The sequence below is a fragment of the Enterobacter cloacae complex sp. Mu1197 genome (assembly GCF_040059225.1).
In the GTDB taxonomy this organism is placed as follows: Bacteria; Pseudomonadota; Gammaproteobacteria; order Enterobacterales; family Enterobacteriaceae; genus Enterobacter; species Enterobacter quasiroggenkampii.
Map to the genome: position 1 here is coordinate 3601307 of NZ_CP157375.1, position 18408 is coordinate 3619714.

General features: G+C 61.4%; 8 protein-coding genes. 5 read left to right on the forward strand and 3 right to left on the reverse strand.

All coding sequences use genetic code 11. From position 1 onward, the window contains the following. Positions 1-499 precede the first annotated feature (499 nt). The 4 genes from ABFV38_RS16870 (at position 500) to ABFV38_RS16885 (ending at position 15456) form a co-directional block, all read left to right on the forward strand. Positions 500-10597 (forward strand): BapA/Bap/LapF family large adhesin, encoded by a 10098-nt coding sequence (locus tag ABFV38_RS16870; RefSeq protein ID WP_348957614.1) that lies wholly within the window; start codon positions 500-502, stop codon positions 10595-10597. 80 nt (positions 10598-10677) lie between these two features. Further along, complete coding sequence (locus ABFV38_RS16875; RefSeq protein WP_348957615.1) at positions 10678-12081, forward strand: TolC family outer membrane protein; 1404 nt, start codon at positions 10678-10680, stop codon at positions 12079-12081. Next, positions 12078-14276, forward strand: coding sequence for a type I secretion system permease/ATPase (locus ABFV38_RS16880; protein WP_167213813.1), 2199 nt, complete (start codon positions 12078-12080; stop codon positions 14274-14276). Before ABFV38_RS16875 ends, ABFV38_RS16880 begins: the two co-directional genes overlap by 4 nt. Positions 14277-14286: 10 nt before the next feature. Further along, complete coding sequence (locus ABFV38_RS16885) at positions 14287-15456, forward strand: HlyD family efflux transporter periplasmic adaptor subunit (RefSeq protein WP_086374946.1); 1170 nt, start codon at positions 14287-14289, stop codon at positions 15454-15456. A 48-nt stretch (positions 15457-15504) separates the two neighbouring features. On the opposite strand, the gene ABFV38_RS16890 is transcribed toward ABFV38_RS16885, so the two are convergent. After that, the gene (locus ABFV38_RS16890) at positions 15505-16242 is read right to left on the reverse strand and encodes a helix-turn-helix transcriptional regulator (RefSeq protein WP_348957616.1); all 738 of its coding nucleotides are present in this window, start codon (positions 16240-16242) and stop codon (positions 15505-15507) included. Between the two features lie 97 nt (positions 16243-16339). Between ABFV38_RS16890 and ABFV38_RS16895 the strand changes: the two genes are divergently transcribed. Further along, positions 16340-16759: a nuclear transport factor 2 family protein gene (locus ABFV38_RS16895; RefSeq protein WP_348957617.1), complete on the forward strand. Its 420-nt coding sequence runs from the start codon at positions 16340-16342 to the stop codon at positions 16757-16759. Positions 16760-16761: 2 nt separating this feature from the next. Here the strand turns inward: ABFV38_RS16895 and ABFV38_RS16900 are convergent, their stop codons facing one another. Further along, positions 16762-17280: a DUF6622 family protein gene (locus ABFV38_RS16900; RefSeq protein WP_348957618.1), complete on the reverse strand. Its 519-nt coding sequence runs from the start codon at positions 17278-17280 to the stop codon at positions 16762-16764. An 84-nt stretch (positions 17281-17364) separates the two neighbouring features. Further along, entirely contained in the window at positions 17365-18399 is a 1035-nt protein-coding gene (locus ABFV38_RS16905; protein WP_111967724.1) for a fimbrial protein, read from the reverse strand. Positions 18400-18408 lie beyond the last annotated feature (9 nt).

Here is an 18408-nt window from a genome sequence, read left to right on the forward strand (position 1 = left end):
ACACGTTAAGCCCGCTTAAACAATAACGCTTAACATGTTATTTAAAATGCTCCCTACCAATTATCATACCGGGTCGTAAACCTTAAATAACAGCGCCATCACAATAAATAAAAAGCATTCAAAAACAAAAAGATAGCAAATATGAATTATAAAACACATCAATAGATTAATGCCCCCTTCATTGTTTGCACCTTTATTTACGAAAGCTTAATTTGCACAACACGCATTTTCTGTCTATATCATTTTTATATTCCAGAAACCAATTCCTCTATTAATTACAGGGTTTTATAAAATACAAAACACCCATTAAACGTTTTTTCATAAGTCATTAGATTCGCTCTGATGTTGCCACTCTGACGCATGGCGGGCATCGTGCGCGCTGAATTCTACGGTGAGAGCTGTTTTATAACAGCAACTACACCGGGGGCGCCCTTTACCTTCAGCAGAGATGGCTCGTCTTGCTCGCCGTTCATGACACTTCTGCTGGAGTAATAACAAAATGAGCCAAATCTCTGTTATTTCAAAACTTACTGGCGTAGAAACGATCCTGGAAGGTACACAGGTTACGCTGAACCATTCCTCTGTCGTTGAGCTTCACGTCGAGCGAGCGAGCGTCTCCCACTTCGCGCGAAGCGGTAACGACCTGCTGGTGACACTCCACTCCGGCGAGGTGATCACCCTTAAAAATTTCTACGTCGCGGACGCGCAGGGCGTGAGCCAGCTGGTTCTGCAGGACAGCAACGGCGCGTTATGGTGGATTGAAGATCCGGCTGGTGCCGCCACGTACGAATCTATCGCGTCCACGGACGTGCTGCTTGCGGCATCAGGAAGTGATGCCGGTGGCGCCGCCATCTGGCCATGGGCTCTGGGCGGTATTGCGGCTGCGGGCGGCATCGCGGCCGCGGCAAGTACCGGCGGAGGAGGTGGTGGTGGCGATGACGGTAATAACAACAGCACCAACCCCAACACCCCGGTCGACCCCGCCGATCCGGATACGACACCGCCGAATGCGCCATCCAGCCTTCGTTTCTCGTCAGACGGTAAAACCGTCACCGGTTCCGCCGAACCCGGCAGCACCATCACGCTGAAAGACGCGAACGGCAACGTCATTGGTACAGGAAAAACGGGCAGCGACGGCAACTTTAGCGTCTCCCTCGGAACACCGTTGACCAACGGCGAGCAGGTAACTGCCACCGCAACGGATAGCGCCGGGAATACCAGCCAGGGTTCAAGCGTCACCGCACCGGATCTCACCGCACCCGATGCACCAACGATTGGCAGCGTAATCGACGATATCGCCCCTCAGACGGGGACGGTGACCAACGGCGGCAGCACCAACGATCAGCGGCCGCAACTATCCGGCACCGCCGAAGCGGGCTCCACCGTGACGATTTATGACGGCGGAATAGCCATTGGCACCGCGGTCGTCGCCAGCAATGGCACATGGACATTCACCCCGTCCGTCGACCTGAATGAAAGCACCCACCAGATTACCGTACGGGCAACCGACGCCGCCGGCAACACCGGACCAGCCTCACCGGTATTCACCCTCACCGTCGATCTCACCCCTCCGACAGCGCCCACCGCGATTGTGCTGCTCGACGATACGGGCATTATCCGAGGAACAATCTCGTCGGGCGTGCCTACCGATGCCTCGCAGCCGATTCTGGCGGGAACGGGCGAGCCCGGTGGAACCATCACTATTTACGATAACGGCGTGGCGATTGGCACAACGACGGTGCTGCCTAACGGTACCTGGAGCGTTACCCCAGGGGGCCCGCTTCCGGACGGTACGCATTCGATCACCGTCACTGAAACCGATGCCGCCGGAAACCAGAGTACGGCCTCTGAACCTATCACCTTTACCGTGGACACCACGCCGCCGTCTGCCCCAGGAAACCTCGTGGTGTCGAATGATGGCGGTACCATCAGCGGTATCGGAGAAGCAGGCAGCACGGTGACCATCCGTGAAGGCGATTTCACTCTTGGCACAGTGGTTGTTGATAGCCAGGGGAACTTCAGCCTGACGCTGAGCCCGCCGAGGATCAACGGCGAAATCCTGACCGCTGACGCCACCGACACGGCGGGCAACACCAGTCCAACCACCTCCGCGGCGGCACCGGACATTACCCCGCCGCAGACCCCGGTCATCCTGTCGGTGATTGATGACGTGCAGGCCACCACCGGCCCCGTGGCCCAGAATGGGCTGACTAACGACCGGGCACCGACCCTGAACGGCACAGGCGAGGCGGGCTCGACCATCACGATTTATAACGGCAGCGATGCCCTCGGTACGGTGGTTGTTCCCTCCTCCGGCCAGTGGAGCTTTACGCCGCCCACACCGCTGACCGATGGCACCTGGGTGCTGACCGCGAAGGCGACGGATCCCGCCGGTAACCCGAGCGGGATATCAAATGCGTGGACAATTAACGTTGACGGGACGGCGCCAACCGCCCCGGTGATTTTACAGGTTGTAAACGACATCCCAGGGCAGACCGGCGCGATCGACTTGAACGGGACCACCAACGACGCCACCCCGACGCTCAGCGGTACCGCTGAAGCAAACGCGACGATCAGCCTGCGCGTGGACGGTGTTGAAATTGGTACAACCGTTGCCAATGGCCTCGGCGTATGGAGCTTTACCCCTTCCTCCTCAATCGGTGAAGGCTCCCACGCCCTGACCGCCGTCGCAACCGATGCGGCAGGCAACCCCAGCCCCGTCTCCAACACCTGGCCCCTGACGGTTGACAGCGTCGCGCCTGCGGCGCCGGTCATTACCCAGGTGCTGGATGATGTGCCGGAGCGCCTCGGCGCGCTCAACCCCAACGACAGCACCAACGACACCACGCCAACGCTCAACGGCACGGCTGAACCGGGTTCAACCGTCACTATTCGCCTGGATGGCGGCGATCTCACTACGATTCTGATCGACGGCAGCGGCACCTGGACCTATACCCTTACCACGCCGCTTGGCGAAGGTCCTCATACCTTTAGCGTCGTCGCCACCGACGCGGCGGGTAACACCAGCCAGCCGTCAGACGACTTCACCCTGAACGTCGATATCACTGCGCCAGCGGCGGCCACCATCGCCACCGTGACCGACGATGTCGGCGGCGTACAGGGTTCGCTCAACAGCGGCGATACCACGGATGACACTCGCCCCCTGCTGCAGGGCACCGCCCCTGCAGACACGGTGATCACCGTCTATGACGGCACGACTCTGCTTGGCACCGCCATCCTCAACGGCAGCGGCGGCTGGAGCTTCACGCCCGTGACCCCGCTCACCGACGGTCCGCATTCCCTGACGGTGCACGCCACAGATGCCGCGGGCAATACCACCATCTCAACGCCATTTGAACTGACGGTGGATACCGTTGCGCCTGCCACGCCGGATATCCCGGCCATTACCGTCAATCCTGACGGCACAGCAACGCCGCTGAACCCGGGCGAAATCACCCGCGACACCACGCCGACCCTGAGCGGTACCGGCAATCCGGGTGATACCGTGACGATCTACAACAACGGCGTCAAAATCGGCGACGCTGTCGTGGACAATACCGGCAACTGGACCTGGACACCGCCATCCCCCCTGGCTGGCGGCACCTATGACATCACCCTGACCGTCACCAATGTGGACGGCACGGGCAACGAAAGCGCCCCGTCGCAGCCGGTCACCATCACCATTGACACCGACCCGCCAGCTACGCCTGCAGCACCGGTCATTACTGACAGCGTCACCCAGATCACCGGCCCCGTTCCCGATGGCGGCACCACCAACGATCCGCGCCCGGTGCTGAGCGGCACCGGTACGCCAAACGACGTTATCAACATCACTGACACGGTCAACGGCGGCACGCCAACTATCGTTGGTACCGTCACGGTAGACAGCAACGGCAACTGGAGCTGGCGTCCTGACAGTAATATTGCGGAGGGCAGCCACGTCTATACCGCCACCGCCACCGATGAAGCGGGCAACGTCTCTGACGCTTCCCCGGCGATCGCGATCACCGTGGATACCGTGGCACCGGCTACGCCAGCGATCAGCGCCGTGGGCGGTGAACCGAACGGGGGCTACATCACGGATACCACGCCGACAGTGGGCGGAACCGGCGTTAACGGTGAGACGGTGATCGTCTACAACAACGGCGTCGAGCTGGGCCGTGTCGTGGTGGTGAACGGAGAATGGAGCCTGACGCTTCCAGCGCAAACGGACGGCCCGCTGAACATTACCGTGGCGGGCGTGGACGCAGCGGGCAACGTCAGCGCGCCGAGTTCGGTCTTTACCGTCACGCTCGATACCGTTGCGCCTGGGATCCCGCAGATCAGTGCCGTCTCAGACAGCCAGCTCACCAACAACGTGCTCTACACCCGCGACGGCACGCCGACCCTTACCGGGACAAGCGAACCCGGCACCACCGTGATTGTCTCCGTCGACGGTATCCCGTCAGGGGTGCCGGTCACGATCCAGCCGGACGGTAGCTGGAGCTGGACCGCAGGTACAACGCTCTCAGAGGGTCCGCATACCTTCACTGTCTCCGCTACCGATCCTGCGGGTAACGCTTCAGGAAGTTCAGCCCCGCTGAGCGTGACGGTGGATACCCTCACCCCGGACGCCCCTGACAATCTGAACCTGGCACCAGAAGGTACGCCACTAACCGGTAGTGCCGAAGCGGGAAGCCTCATCACGGTGAAAGACAGTAATGGCAACGTCATTGGTACCGGGGTTGCCACCGGCGGCAACTTCTCCATCGCTGTCAGCCCCGCTCAGCAGGATGGCGCGACCCTGACCGTGACCGCGACAGATGCTGCCGGGCATGAAAGTCCCGTTGCGAATTACACCGTCACCGGTACGGAGCCGAATCTTCCTGATGTACCCGTCATCACGGCGATCAACGATGACGTCGACCCAATCATTGGCGATGTGAAAGGCAAAACCACCAACGACACCACCCCGACCCTCACCGGTACGGCTCAGGCGGGGAGCCAGATCGCTATCTACCTGGACGGTAGCGCGACGCCATTGACGACGGTCACCGCCGACGGCAGCGGCAACTGGAGCTATACGCCAGCCGCGCTTGGCGAAGGGCTGCACACCTTTGAGGTGACCGCGACCCTCAACGGTCAGACCAGCGGTCGCTCTCCGGCGGCCAGCGTCACCGTTGACCTTACCGCGCCGGGCACGCCGACCATCGGCGCCGTGATTGACGACGTTGGTCCGGGCACCGGCCCGCTGACCAGCGGCCAGACCACCAACGACAACCAGCCGACCCTCACCGGCACCGGTGCGGTGGGTGATACTATCTCCATCTACAACAACGGCGTGCTGCTGGGGACCGCAGAGGTCGGCATCACCGGCACCTGGAGCTATACCACGCCTGTCCTGGCAGAGGGCAATCACGTCCTGACCATCCGCGAGACCGATCCGGCGGGGAACCAGAGCGGTCCTTCGGCGGGCTTCACCGTCGTGGTGGATTCCGTTTCCGCCACGCCGGTCATCACCAACGTCACGGATAATGTGGGCAATGCCGCCACCACGGTGGTCAGCGGTGGTCTCACCAACGACGCCACGCCAACCCTTTCGGGGACAGCGGACGCAAACAGCGTGGTGACCCTTTTCGACGGCGGCACGCAGATTGCCGTAGTGACAGCTGACAGTACCGGCGCATGGACGTTTACCCCTGATACCGCCCTCGGCGAAGGCTCGCACAGCTTCACCGTCCAGGCGACCGACCCGCAGGGCAACCTCAGCGCGGTCTCCGCGCCCTGGAGCGTGGTGATTGACCTGACGGCACCGACGGTTCCAACGCTGGATACGGTAAATGACAACGTCCCAGGCGGCGTCCAGGGCAACCTCACCAGCGGGCAGGTGACCAACGACAACACCCCTACAATTAGCGGCACCGGACAGGCAGGCAGCACTGTTCACATCATGAACAACGGGACGCAGATTGGTACTGCAACCGTTGACGGAAGCGGGAACTGGTCCTTTACCCCGACCACGCCGCTGGGCGACGGCAGCTACGCCCTTCGCGTCTATGCAACGGATGCGGCAGGCAATGCCTCGGCTAACTCATCGGTCTTCGCCTTTACCGTGGATACCGCAGCCCCTGGCGTACCGGTAGTCACCAGCGTGGTTGACGATGTCGGTCCGGTCACCGGGACGCTCACGTCGGGCAACAGCACTAACGACGCGCGTCCGACCTTCAACGGCACGGGCGACGTCGGTGCCACAGTGCACGTGATTGTCGACGGGAGCGAAATAGGTACGGCGGTGGTAAATGCCCAGGGCAACTGGACCTTCACCCCGGGCACCGATCTGGGCGACGGGTCCCATACGATCACCTTCAACGCTACCGATGCGGCAGGCAACACCGGCACCACAACGGCACCGTTTAACCTGACGGTGGATACGGGCGTGCCGTCGGCACCGGTCATTTCGACCGCGGGTGACAACGTGGGCAGTATTCAAACCCCGCTCTCCTCCGGGCAGAGCACCGACGACACCACGCCGACCCTGAACGGCACCGCCAGCGCCAACGCCACGGTCACCGTGTATGAGAACGGGCAGCCGGTCGGCACCGTGCTGGCGGACGGCAGCGGCAACTGGAGCTTTACGCCGTCAACGCCGCTGTCCAGCGGCAGCCACACCTGGACCGCCACGGTCACCGATGCAGCGGGCAACGTCAGCCCGGCGTCGCCAAACTTTACCCTGATTGTCGATACCACGGCACCGAATGCGCCGGTTATCAGCCAGGCAATCGACGACGTGGGCAGCCTCACCGGACCGCTCACGTCCGGGCAGACGACCGACGACACCGTACCGCGGCTTGTTGGAACCAGCGAGCCGTTTGCCACCGTGAAGATCTATGAGGGAACCACCCTGGTCGGAACGGGCACCGCGGACAGCAGCGGGAGCTGGAGTATCTTGCTCACCACCACGCTGGCGAGTGGCCCGCACAGCTTCACCGCGCAGGCCACGGATGCGGCAGGCAACACCAGCGTGTCGTCGACCAGCTTCAGCCTCACCATCGACACCACGCCGCCTGCGCTGCCGGTGCTGACCAGTATTCTGGATGACGTGGGCAACGCAGCGACGCCGGTTGCCAACGGTGGGTTCACCAACGACGCGCAGCCTACGCTCAGCGGCACGGCAGAAGCGGGGTCGACGGTGAAAATCTTTGATAACGGGGTCCAGATCGGCAGCGTGACGGCGACCGGCGGCGCGTGGAGCTTTACGCCATCTCCGGCGCTGAGCAACGGCGCGCACACGTTGACCTTTACCGCCACCGATGCGGTGGGCAACGCCAGCGCGCCCACCGCCGGGTATGTGATTAACGTCGATACCCTCCCGCCGGCCGCGCCGGTCATCAGTTCGGTCATTGATGATGTCGGCAGCGTCACCGGCCCCGTGACCGGTACGAACCCGACTAACGACACCCGCCCAACGCTGAGCGGGACCGCCGAAGCGAATGCCACGGTTCGGATCTACGACGGCATCACGCTGGTGGGTACGGTCACCGCCGATGGCAGCGGCAACTGGACCCTGCCGCAAACCACCACCACGCTGACGCAGGGCACGCATAACTTCACCGCCACGGCCACCGATGCGGCGGGCAACACCAGCGTGGCGTCAGCCGTGACGACGATTATCGTCGATACGACCGCGCCAACGGCACCGACCGGTACCTTCAACGCCGACGGTAGTGTCCTGACCGGGAGCGCGGAGGCGGGCAGCACCGTCACAATCCGCCTTGCGGACGGCTCAACGGTAACCGCCATTGCGGGCAGCAACGGCACCTACAGCTACACCTTCATTAACAAACAGACCGAAGGCCAGACGCTGCAGATCACCGCTACCGACGTCGCGGGCAACACCTCCCTGCCGGGCTCTGCCCTTGCGCCGGTGGTGCCGCTCTCTGCCAGCAATAACGTTGAAGAGCTGAACCTCAGCACCACGGCAACCGTGACCAACAGTCAGTACAGCGACTACGGCTTCCTGCTGGTCGGCGCCGTGGGCAACGTCCTGACGCTGCTGGGCAATGACACCGCGCAGGTGAACTTCACGGTGGGCAGCGGCGGCAGCGCGGATATTGTGGTAAACGCCAACGCCACGGGGGCGGTGCTCTCTCTGCTCAATACTCTTGAGCTGGTAGTGCAGCATTACGTCAACGGTGCCTGGACCACCGTGGTGGATACCGGCCAACCGCAGTTTGCCGATCTCCTGACCCTCGGCGCCACCGGCGTCTCACTGAACCTGACCGGACTGGCCGACGGCAACTACCGCGTACTCAGCTACAACACCAACCTGCTGGCGACCGGCTCCTACACCAGCCTCGACGTGGCGGTGAAAGAGACCGGTCCGGGTACGGTCACGGGCGATACCAGCCTCAACGGCAACGTGATCCTCGATACGGACCCGACCGCCGGCAGCGACAATGCCCCGGCCGGAACCACCATTTCCACGGTCACTAACGCGCAGGGCGTGACCACCAGCGTGAACGCCGACGGCACGGTGATCCAGGGCAAATACGGTACGCTGACCATCAACCGCGACGGCAGCTACACCTACAACCTGACCGACACCAGTGCCGCGGTCATTGGCCGCACGGAAAGCTTCACCTACACCATCACCCATAACGGCGTCAGCGCGTCGGCGAACCTGGTGCTGTCTCTGGGTGCCGGTACGGTACTCAACGGCATTGTGGCGGTGGACGACACGGCCTCGCTGACCTTTGACACCACCGTAAGTGAGATTAATAACGGCGCCTCGTCTCAGGGTGGCTTTACCGTGGTGGGCATTAATCTCGGCAACACGCTGGGGCTTAACCTGCTGGACGACATGACCAACCCGATTATCTACAACGTGGAGGAAGGCACGACCCGCACCATGACCATCCAGGCCTCCGTGGGCGGCGTGGCGCTGGCGTCGGTGTTCGATCTGTACGTCTATAAGTTCAACAACGCGACCCAGACCTTCGAGCAGGTTCGCGTCGAATCGGGCTGGCTGCGCGCCCCGCTGCTGGGGGGCACGTCATCCCAGCTGACGCTGAATCTGCCTGCCGGGGAGTACCTGTTCTTACTCAATACCGCATCGGGGATCGCCGTCCTGACGGGCTACACGCTGAGCGTCCTGCAGGATCATGTCTACAGCGTGGCGAGTATTAGTGAAACCACCACGGGCGACGTGCTGGCGAATGACCCGGTTCCAGCGGGTACGCTGGTTACCGAAGTGAACGGCGTGGCGGTCAACAGCAGCGGCACCACCACCATTCAGGGGGAATACGGCACGCTGACCATCAATGCGTCCGGTCAGTACACCTATACCCTGAGAAGCGGCGTGGGGGCGGACCATATCAGCACGCCGGATACGTTCGTCTACACCGTTACCGCGCCTGACGGCTCGAAGGATACTGCATCGCTCAACATCACCCCAACCGCGCAGGCAATGAATGCGGTCAACGATGTCAGCGCCACGATGGACCTCACCTCGGTGCACCACACGTCGGTCTACTCGGATACCACCGTGGGTGTCGCCAGCTGGACGACGGCCCTGTTCTCATCAACCCAGGGCAGCGGCAGCGGAACCTTCGTGGTCGACCCGAACACCGCGCTGCACAACGCGTCGCTGCACTTTAGCGTGGCCTCGCTGCTGGCGCTGGGCGGGCTGACGGTGAACTGGACGATTAGCGATGCCAACGGCGTGATCCGCAGCGGCTCCTTCAGCGGCGGCTCGCTGCTGGGCGGCAGTATCGACGTCCCGCTAACCGGGCTGGATCTGAACGCCGGGACCTATACGCTGAACTTTACCGGTAGCGTCCCGGGGCTCAGCGTCGGGACCATCACCATCACGCCAAGCGTGAACGGCACCACCTACTCGCTGAGTGATTTCGACGTCACCGGCAGCCACACCGTCAACGGCAATATCTTTGACGGCACCGACTCTGGCGGCGTGCTGGATCAGCTCCACTCGGTGGATACCCGTCTGAGCGTGACCGGCTACAACGGCGTGACCACCACGCTGGATCCGTATACCGGCAGCGCAACGGTGAACATTGTCGGCCACTACGGCACGCTGGCGATCGGCGCTGACGGCCATTACACCTATACCCTCAACAGCGGGGTATCGCTCTCAACCATGACCTCGAAGGAGACCTTCAACTACACCCTGACCGACTCTGCCGGAAGAACGGATACCGCCACGCTGACCATCAATATGGCACCGCAGTTCATCAGCTCGGAACATAACGACGCCATCACCGGTACGGCCTACGGCGATACGCTGATTTACCAGGTGCTGAACAGTACGGTGGGAAATGCCACGGCGGGTAACACCAGCAGTGCCGGAGGCGATCACTGGACCGGGTTCTCGCTGGCGCAGGGGGACAAGATCGACATCGGCGATCTGCTGGTGGGCTGGGACGGTAATACCGCCTCGTTGGGGAATTATATCCATGTCACACAAAGCGGTAGCAACACTGTGATCTCCATCGACCGTGATGGTGCAGGGTCCACCTACACTAATACTGCACTCGTTACGCTTGATAACGTTCAGACCACGTACGACGAGCTCGTTAACCAGCAACACATCATTACCTGATAGCACCTGCAAGAGATGACCCGGGCGTATAGCGCCCGGGCATTAATAATAAAGCTGTACTTTTTTATTAGGGACATGACATGGGAATGAAGATGCCTTACTGGTGGCTCTCGTGCTGCCTGATATCTGCGCCCGCTTTCTGCGCAAATCCGGCGGCAACCATCAATACCGGACAGCTTCGCGAAACGCAGGAACTCCCCTCACTCAACGGCCGCGTGGCCCCGGTGGCTGGCAACGCCGCACCCGGTTCATTACAGCTTGGCGAAGCCGTTAACCGTGCCGTCACGTGGCACCCGGCCATCAGCGAAGCCGTGGGCAAACTCTACCAGCAGAGCGAAGAGGTGGACGTCGCGAAGTCAAAATACTATCCGCAGATTAATGCCGGCGTGGACAACGGGTATTCCCACGACGGCGACCAGAACGGCTTTACGCCGTCGCTGGTGCTTTCTCTCTCTCAAATGCTCTACGACTTCGGCAAAGTGGCCAGCCAGGTGCGCGCCGAGAGCGCTGGCGTTGCCCAGCAGCAGGCCAACGTGCTGGTGAGTATCGACACCATCGCCCACGATACCGCCGTCGCCATGGTACAGGTGCAGACCTGGCAGCAGATGGTCGACACCGCCAAAGAGCAGCTTGAGGCCCTCTCCTCCATCGGCACGCTGACCCGCCAGCGTAACGACGAGGGCGCCACGTCGCTCTCTGACGTGGTGCAGACCGATGCTCGTATCGAAGGCGCGCGCGCCCAGCTGATGCAGTACCAGGCCAGCCTGGAGAGCGCCCGCGCGACGCTGATGAGCTTTCTCGGCTGGAACAGCCTGAACGCGATCAGCAACGACTTTCCGCAAAAGCTGGCCCGCAGCTGCGATGTCGCCGAGCCGGATGACCGCCTGGTCCCTGCGGTGCTCGCCGCCTGGGCGCAGGCTAACGTCGCCCAGGCTAACCTCGACTACGCCGACGCGCAGATGACGCCAACCGTCTCGCTGGAGCCGGAGGTGCGCCACTACATGAACGATCGCTACGCGGGCAGCGACACGCGGGATCGCACCCAGTATTCCGCCTGGGTGAAAGTGCAGATGCCGCTCTATCAGGGCGGCGGCCTCACCGCCCGGCGTAACGCCGCCGGACACGCGGTGGAAGCGGCACAGTCCACCATTCAGCGCACGCGCCTGGATGTCCGCCAGAAACTGCTGGAAGCCCGCAGTCAGGTGATGAGCCTGCAAAGCACGCTGCAAATTCAGGGCCGCCAGGAGGCGCTCAGCGCCCGCACCCGCGAACTGTACCAGCAGCAGTATCTTGACCTCGGCTCGCGCCCGCTGCTCGACGTGCTCAACGCCGAACAGGAGGTTTATCAGGCGCGCTTCACCCAGCAGCAGACCCTCGGTCAGCTGCATCAGCTGCAGCTCAACTGCCTGTATAACACCGGGCAATTGCGTCATGCGTTCGACCTTGATAACCGCACCATCCAGACCGTGGAGATCCAGCCATGAAGCAGCGTGATATCCCGCAAGGTGAAAATATGACGGATGAGGCGCTGGCGCAGTGGGCGCAGGCCTTTGGCTTTATCGCCACCCGCTACCGCGTCGCCTGCTCGCCCGGCGCGCTGATCGCAGGCGCACCGTGGCTGAAAGGCAAACCGATGGTACCCGCCCTCACCCAACTGGCGCGTGAGGCGGGGCTGTCGTTTCAACTGCTCACCGCTGACCAGCAGTCGATCAACAGCTGGCGTCTGCCGGTGGTGGTGGCGCTGAATGACGGCCGGGTCGGCGCGATCGAGCACTTCGACGGCGACGACACGCTGGAAGTCAGCTTCTTCGACGACCAGACCTACACTAACCGGCTGTCGATGACGGCCATGCTGCCCGCCATCCGCCACGTCATTGCCCTGCGGCCACTCGCCGCGCTGAAGGACAGCCGCGTGGATGCCTATATCTCAAAATACCGTCCGGACTGGCTCTACCGGCTGGTGATGCGCGATCTCCGCCCCTACAGCTGGGTGATGCTCGCCGCGCTGTTTATCAACGTGCTGTCGCTTTCCGGGATCGTCTTTTCCATGCAGGTGTATGACCGGGTGATCCCCGCCCAGTCCTACCCGACGCTGTACGTCCTGACCATCGGGGTGCTGATCGCCACCCTGTTTGGCTTCGTACTGCGCGTGGCGCGCGGGCACATTATGGATCTGCTCGGCAAGCGCTCGGATATGCGCGTCTCGGATCGCGTCTTCGGCCACGCGCTGCGGCTGCGCAACAGCGCGATTCCCCGCTCCACCGGCAGCTTTATCTCACAGCTGCGCGAGCTGGAGCAGATCCGCGAGATGGTCACCTCGTCCACCATCTCGACGATTGTCGACCTGCCCTTCTTTTTACTGTTCGTGGTGGTGCTGGCGATCATCGCCCCACAGCTGGCGTGGATCGCCCCGGTCGCGGCGGTGATCATGGTCCTGCCCGGCCTGCTGCTGCAGAAAAAGCTGGCGGAGCTGGCGAAGCAGTCGGCCCATGAATCAACCCTGCGCAATGCGGTGCTGGTGGAAAGCGTGCAGGGGCTGGAGGACATCAAGCTGATGCAGGCGGAAAACCGCTTTTTGCAGCAGTGGAACAGCTATATCCAGATCACCGCCGAATCCGGCCTGCGCACCCGCGAGCTGACGCAGAACCTGATCAGCTGGGGGATGACCATTCAGAGCCTGGTTTACGCCGCCGTGATTGTGGTCGGCGCGCCGATGGTGATCGACGGCACCCTGACCACCGGCTCGGTGGTCGCCGCCTCGATGCTGGCCTCCCGCATGATCGCCCCGATGGCGACGCTGTGCGGCGTGCTGGCCCGCTGGCAGCAGGTCAAAGCGGCAAAAGAGGGGCTGGACAGCATCATGCAGCTCCCCACCGAAAACCAGCGCGAGGAGACGCCGATCCGCCAGGACGTGCTGCGCGGTCACTACCTCTTTGAGCAGGCGCAGTTCCGCTATCAGCCGGACGATCCGCGCATGGCGCTGCGCATTAACCGCCTCGAGATCGTGCCGGGTGAGAAAGTGGCGATCCTCGGGCGCAACGGCGCGGGCAAATCGACCCTGCTGCAGGCGATGGCGGGCGGGATGGATCTGGCGGCGGGCGAGCTGCGGCTCGACGGCTTCAGCCTGCCGCATCTCGACGTGGCGGACGTGCGGCGCAACGTCGGCTTTATGACCCAGAACGCGCGGCTGTTTTACGGCACCTTGCGCGAGAACATCACCCTCGGCATGCCGCGCGCCACCGACGAAGAGATCTTTGAAGCGCTGGAACTGACCGGCGCGGCAAGTTTCGTGCAGAAGCTGCCCAAGGGGCTGGACTACCCGATCATGGAAAACGGCGTGGGGCTCTCCGGTGGGCAGCGTCAGTCGATTCTGCTGGCGCGGATGCTGCTGCGCGATCCGAATATCGTGCTGATGGATGAACCCACCGCCTCGCTGGACGAGCACACCGAGCGGGAATTTATCCAGCGGCTGGGCGACTGGCTCGGACACCGCACCCTGATCGTCGCCACCCATCGCGTACCGGTGCTGGAGCTGGTGGAGCGCGTGGTCGTGTTGAAAGATGGGATGCTGGTGATGGACGCGCCAAAAGCCCAGGCGCTGAGCAACAGCCGTATGCAGCAGCAACAGCAGCAGGCAGCAACCGGACGGGAGTGGAAAAATGAAAATCAGTCAGCGTGACGTGGCGGCAATGGACGATCTTGATAACGCCCTCGACTCCGAAAGCGGCTACACCGGCGCGCGTCGGATCGTGATCTTCTCGCTGCTGATGTTTGTGGTGCTGGGCGTCTGGGCGTGGTTTGGCGTGCTGGATGAGGTGTCAACCGGATCGGGGAAAGTGATCCCCAGCTCGCGCGAGCAGGTTTTACAGTCGCTGGACGGGGGGATCCTCACCGAGTTGAACGTCCACGAGGGCGATCAGGTGCAGGCCGGACAGGTGCTGGCGCGGCTTGACCCTACCCGTTCCGAGTCAAACGTCGGCGAAAGCGCGGCGCGCTACCGCGCGTCTCTGGCCTCCAGCGCCCGCCTGTATGCCGAGGTGAACGATCTGCCGCTGAAGTTCCCTCCTTCGCTGGCGAAATGGCCGGATCTGATTGCCGACGAAACGCGGCTGTACAACTCGCGCCGCGCGCAGCTGGAGGATACCCAGCGGGAGCTTCGCGCCGCGTTAGATCTGGCGAATAAAGAGCTGGCCATTACCCAGCGGCTTGTGAAAACCGGGGCTGCCAGCCACGTGGAGGTGCTGCGCCTGCAGCGGCAGAAAAGCGATCTGGAACTGAAGCTCACCGACGTGCGTTCGCAGTATTACGTCCAGGCCCGCGAGGCGCTCTCCAAGGCCAACGCGGAGGTGGATATGGTTTCGGCGATCCTCAAGGGCCGTCAGGATTCCGTCACCCGTCTGACGGTAAAATCCCCGGTGCGCGGGATCGTCAAAAACATCAAGGTCACCACCATCGGCGGCGTGATCCCGCCCAACGGCGAGCTGATGGAGATTGTGCCGGTGGACGATCATCTGCTGATTGAAACCCGCCTGTCGCCGCGTGATATCGCCTTTATCCACCCGAATCAGGAGGCGCTGGTGAAGATCACCGCCTACGATTACGCCATTTACGGCGGGCTGCACGGGGTCGTGGAGACGATTTCGCCGGACACTATTCAGGACGAGGCCAAGCCGGAGGTGTTTTACTACCGGGTATTTATCCGCACCAGCCAGGATTACCTGGTCAATAAGGCGGGCAGGCATTTCTCGATTGTGCCGGGGATGATTGCCACGGTGGACATTAAGACCGGCGAGAAAACGGTGCTGGATTATCTGATCAAGCCGTTTAACCGGGCGAAAGAAGCGCTGAGGGAGCGGTAGTCAATCGCCGGGTGGCGGCTTCGCCTTACCCGGCCTACATTGTAAAGCTCAGCGGGACGTGGGGAGGGCATCAGACCGCAACATCGCCCACTGCCCCGGTGTTTTACCGGTCCATGCTCTGAAAACCTCAATAAATGCGCTGACGCTGCTGTAGCCGCAGGACAGCGCAATCCACCCTACCGGCTTCCCCGCCGCCAGCCACTCCATTGCCTGCATGACGCGCGCCAGCTGCCGCCAGTTAACAAAGTTCATTCCGGTCTGGGCACTAAACCGACGATTGAACGTACGTACGCTCATCCCAGCATGAATAGCATGACTCTCGACCGTCTGGTTATCATCGACAAACTGCAGCAAATGGCTGACCACGTTCTTAAGATGCGGATCCGTCGGCACGGGCAGAGAAAAGTGAACCTGGGGCGTCAGGGCAAGCTCATCCAGCAGCAAAGTCAGCTTTCGCGGATCGTACTCGTTCTCTGCACCACATAAACGGGAAACCAGTGCATGAGTCAGATCGTCGGGCTCGAACAGCGCGGGTGCATCGGGAAGCCCTGCACAGCAGGCGGGGTCAAGATAGATGGCGCAGCCTTCTATTGCGCTTTCAGAAAAGGCGGCATGCTGCTGACCTGGCGGGATCCAGCCGATGTGTTTTGCCGGTACGACCGAGCGCGCCTGCTGCGTCTCAATGACCAGCAGACCCGTTGCAATGCGCCACAGCTGGCCGGTGCGATGACTGTGCCACGGTGTTCGATACCCGCCGGGATGACGGAGCGTTTCAAAACTGACCATCTCATTTTGACCGAAAATCGTTATTCATCGGCCTATTACAGAAACCACGTCTTTGGCTGTCAAGGATAATGGGGACTCAACCACATAAGGAGCCCGTATGAGCATTATCACCTCTCTGGTAGCCCAGCCTGACAACGCCGCGCAGCGCGAAAAAATGGCGTGCCTGTTAACCCGCTTATTCAACGACGATATCGATCCGGCAGAGGTATTTACGCCCGATTACCAGCAGTTTACGGACGGTCACGCCCTTGACTACCGGGGTTTTATTCAGCACCTGAACCACGTCCGCTCGCAGATCCGCGCGATCGCCTTTAGCGTGGCGGAGATAGCCTGTCATGACGAACTTCTGGCTGACCGGCATATCGTGACGGTCACGTATCCTGATGGTCGTCAGGCAGAGATAGAGGTTTACCTGTTTGCCGCGCTGCGTGAAGGGAAAATCTGGCGGATCCATGAAGTCACGCGAGCGCTCAGCGGCGATGCTTCAGATCGCACCCTGGCACACGCGACAGAATAACGTCACTCCGCCGGGCGCGGCGCGGTACGGCTAAACACCTCAACATACCGCGTAAACTTGCCGATAAACACCCCGGCAAACAGCCCGCCGGAGACAATCGCAAGGGCGCAGATGGCGGGCTGCTGCAGCGTCTGCGGCGCGATGGCGCTCATTACCCCCAGCACGTATTTCACCGCGAACGCCAGCATCATAAACGGCAGCGCGGTGTAGTCAGCCTGGCGGCAAAGGGTGCGCGGCGCGGCGGCGCGAGTTACCGCCGTCGGGCGAATCAATGCGTAACCCAGCGCAGCGCCAGCCAGAATGCCCGCAAGCCACATCGACAGCGTCGCGACGCTGAGGGAGCGGTACATCACCAGATCGTAAATATCCCATAGCAGAAAAATGGCCGGGATTATCGCCAGTTTTTCCAGCGTGACCGTGGCGGGCCGGCGGGCCCGGAGCCCACGAGAAACCAGAAACACAAACAGCACCCAGACCCAGATGGGGGTGTGCGTCAGAATACCAGTCAGTTGTTCGAACATAGCTGTTTACCGTGGGCGTCACGCGGCCGTTATCGCGCGGGATAAGTATTACGCAAAATAGCCCGCACGCAATCCCCACTTTTGTTACTTGAACGTCACGGTAAAGGTGGCTGTCGCACTGTAATCCCCAAGCTTCGGCGTCGTGGTCGTCCATATAAACCCTGCGTGATAATCATGCGTGAGCCGATCTCCACCGATCGTTCCTATCTCCTGCGGCGTGTTCAGCGTAATGCGCGGCTCCATCAGGCTGCTGGCGGAAATGATAAAGCCAAAGCCGCTGTCTGCCGCGGGCATGATGATTGCTCCGTCTTTGACCGTATTCGTCGAGCTTAACGTCATCAGCAACGTCTCCCCCGTGCAGGTTTTACCGCTGGCTTCACGCGTCAAATCGACCTGTAGCGTAAAGGGTTTTGTTTTCTCAATCTTACCGGGCGTCGCCCAGCTGCCGTTGATGACGCCAAAGTCGAGGGTATCGGGTACCAGCAGCACTTTTGGCGTGCAGGCCAGAAAGGTGATTTTATCCAGCCCGGTAATGGTCAGGTTAAAGTTACCGTCCTGAGTCACCGTGCCGCCTCGCAGACCGCCCACGCCATCTACCTGGAAGAGCGACAGGCTGACATCCCCCATCACTTTGCCATTGGTGGCCGCCGGAAGGCCGGTGGTTTTGATGTAAACCTGATAGGTGAGCGTGAACGTCTGCGGGGCCGCCGGGGAGAGACAGCCTTTGTTGCCGTTAGGGCGGCACACTGTGCCTGGACCAATTTCTATTTTATCGCCTTTCTTCAGCTTGTAATCGACGTTCCTGAAGGTGATGCCAATCTCCAGAGAGTTGTGCACGTTTTTCACCGCATCTTTCGGATCGAGCCATAAATAGGCGCTCTCGCCGTTTGGATAGGCGTCCGTGTCAGAGCAGGTAAACGTCGCCGTGATCGGTGACGATACCCATATTTTGGTGTTGGTGCCGAAGTCGCCGATTGACGCTTTGATGATGCTGTTAATGGCAACGTACTGGCTCACCGAACCCTGGGCTTTACAGGTCAGCGCCATAACGGTGGAAGAAAACAGGCCGAAGCAAAAAATCACCGCGGCGTACAGCATATGTCGTCCCTGAAATTGCATTGTCCTCTC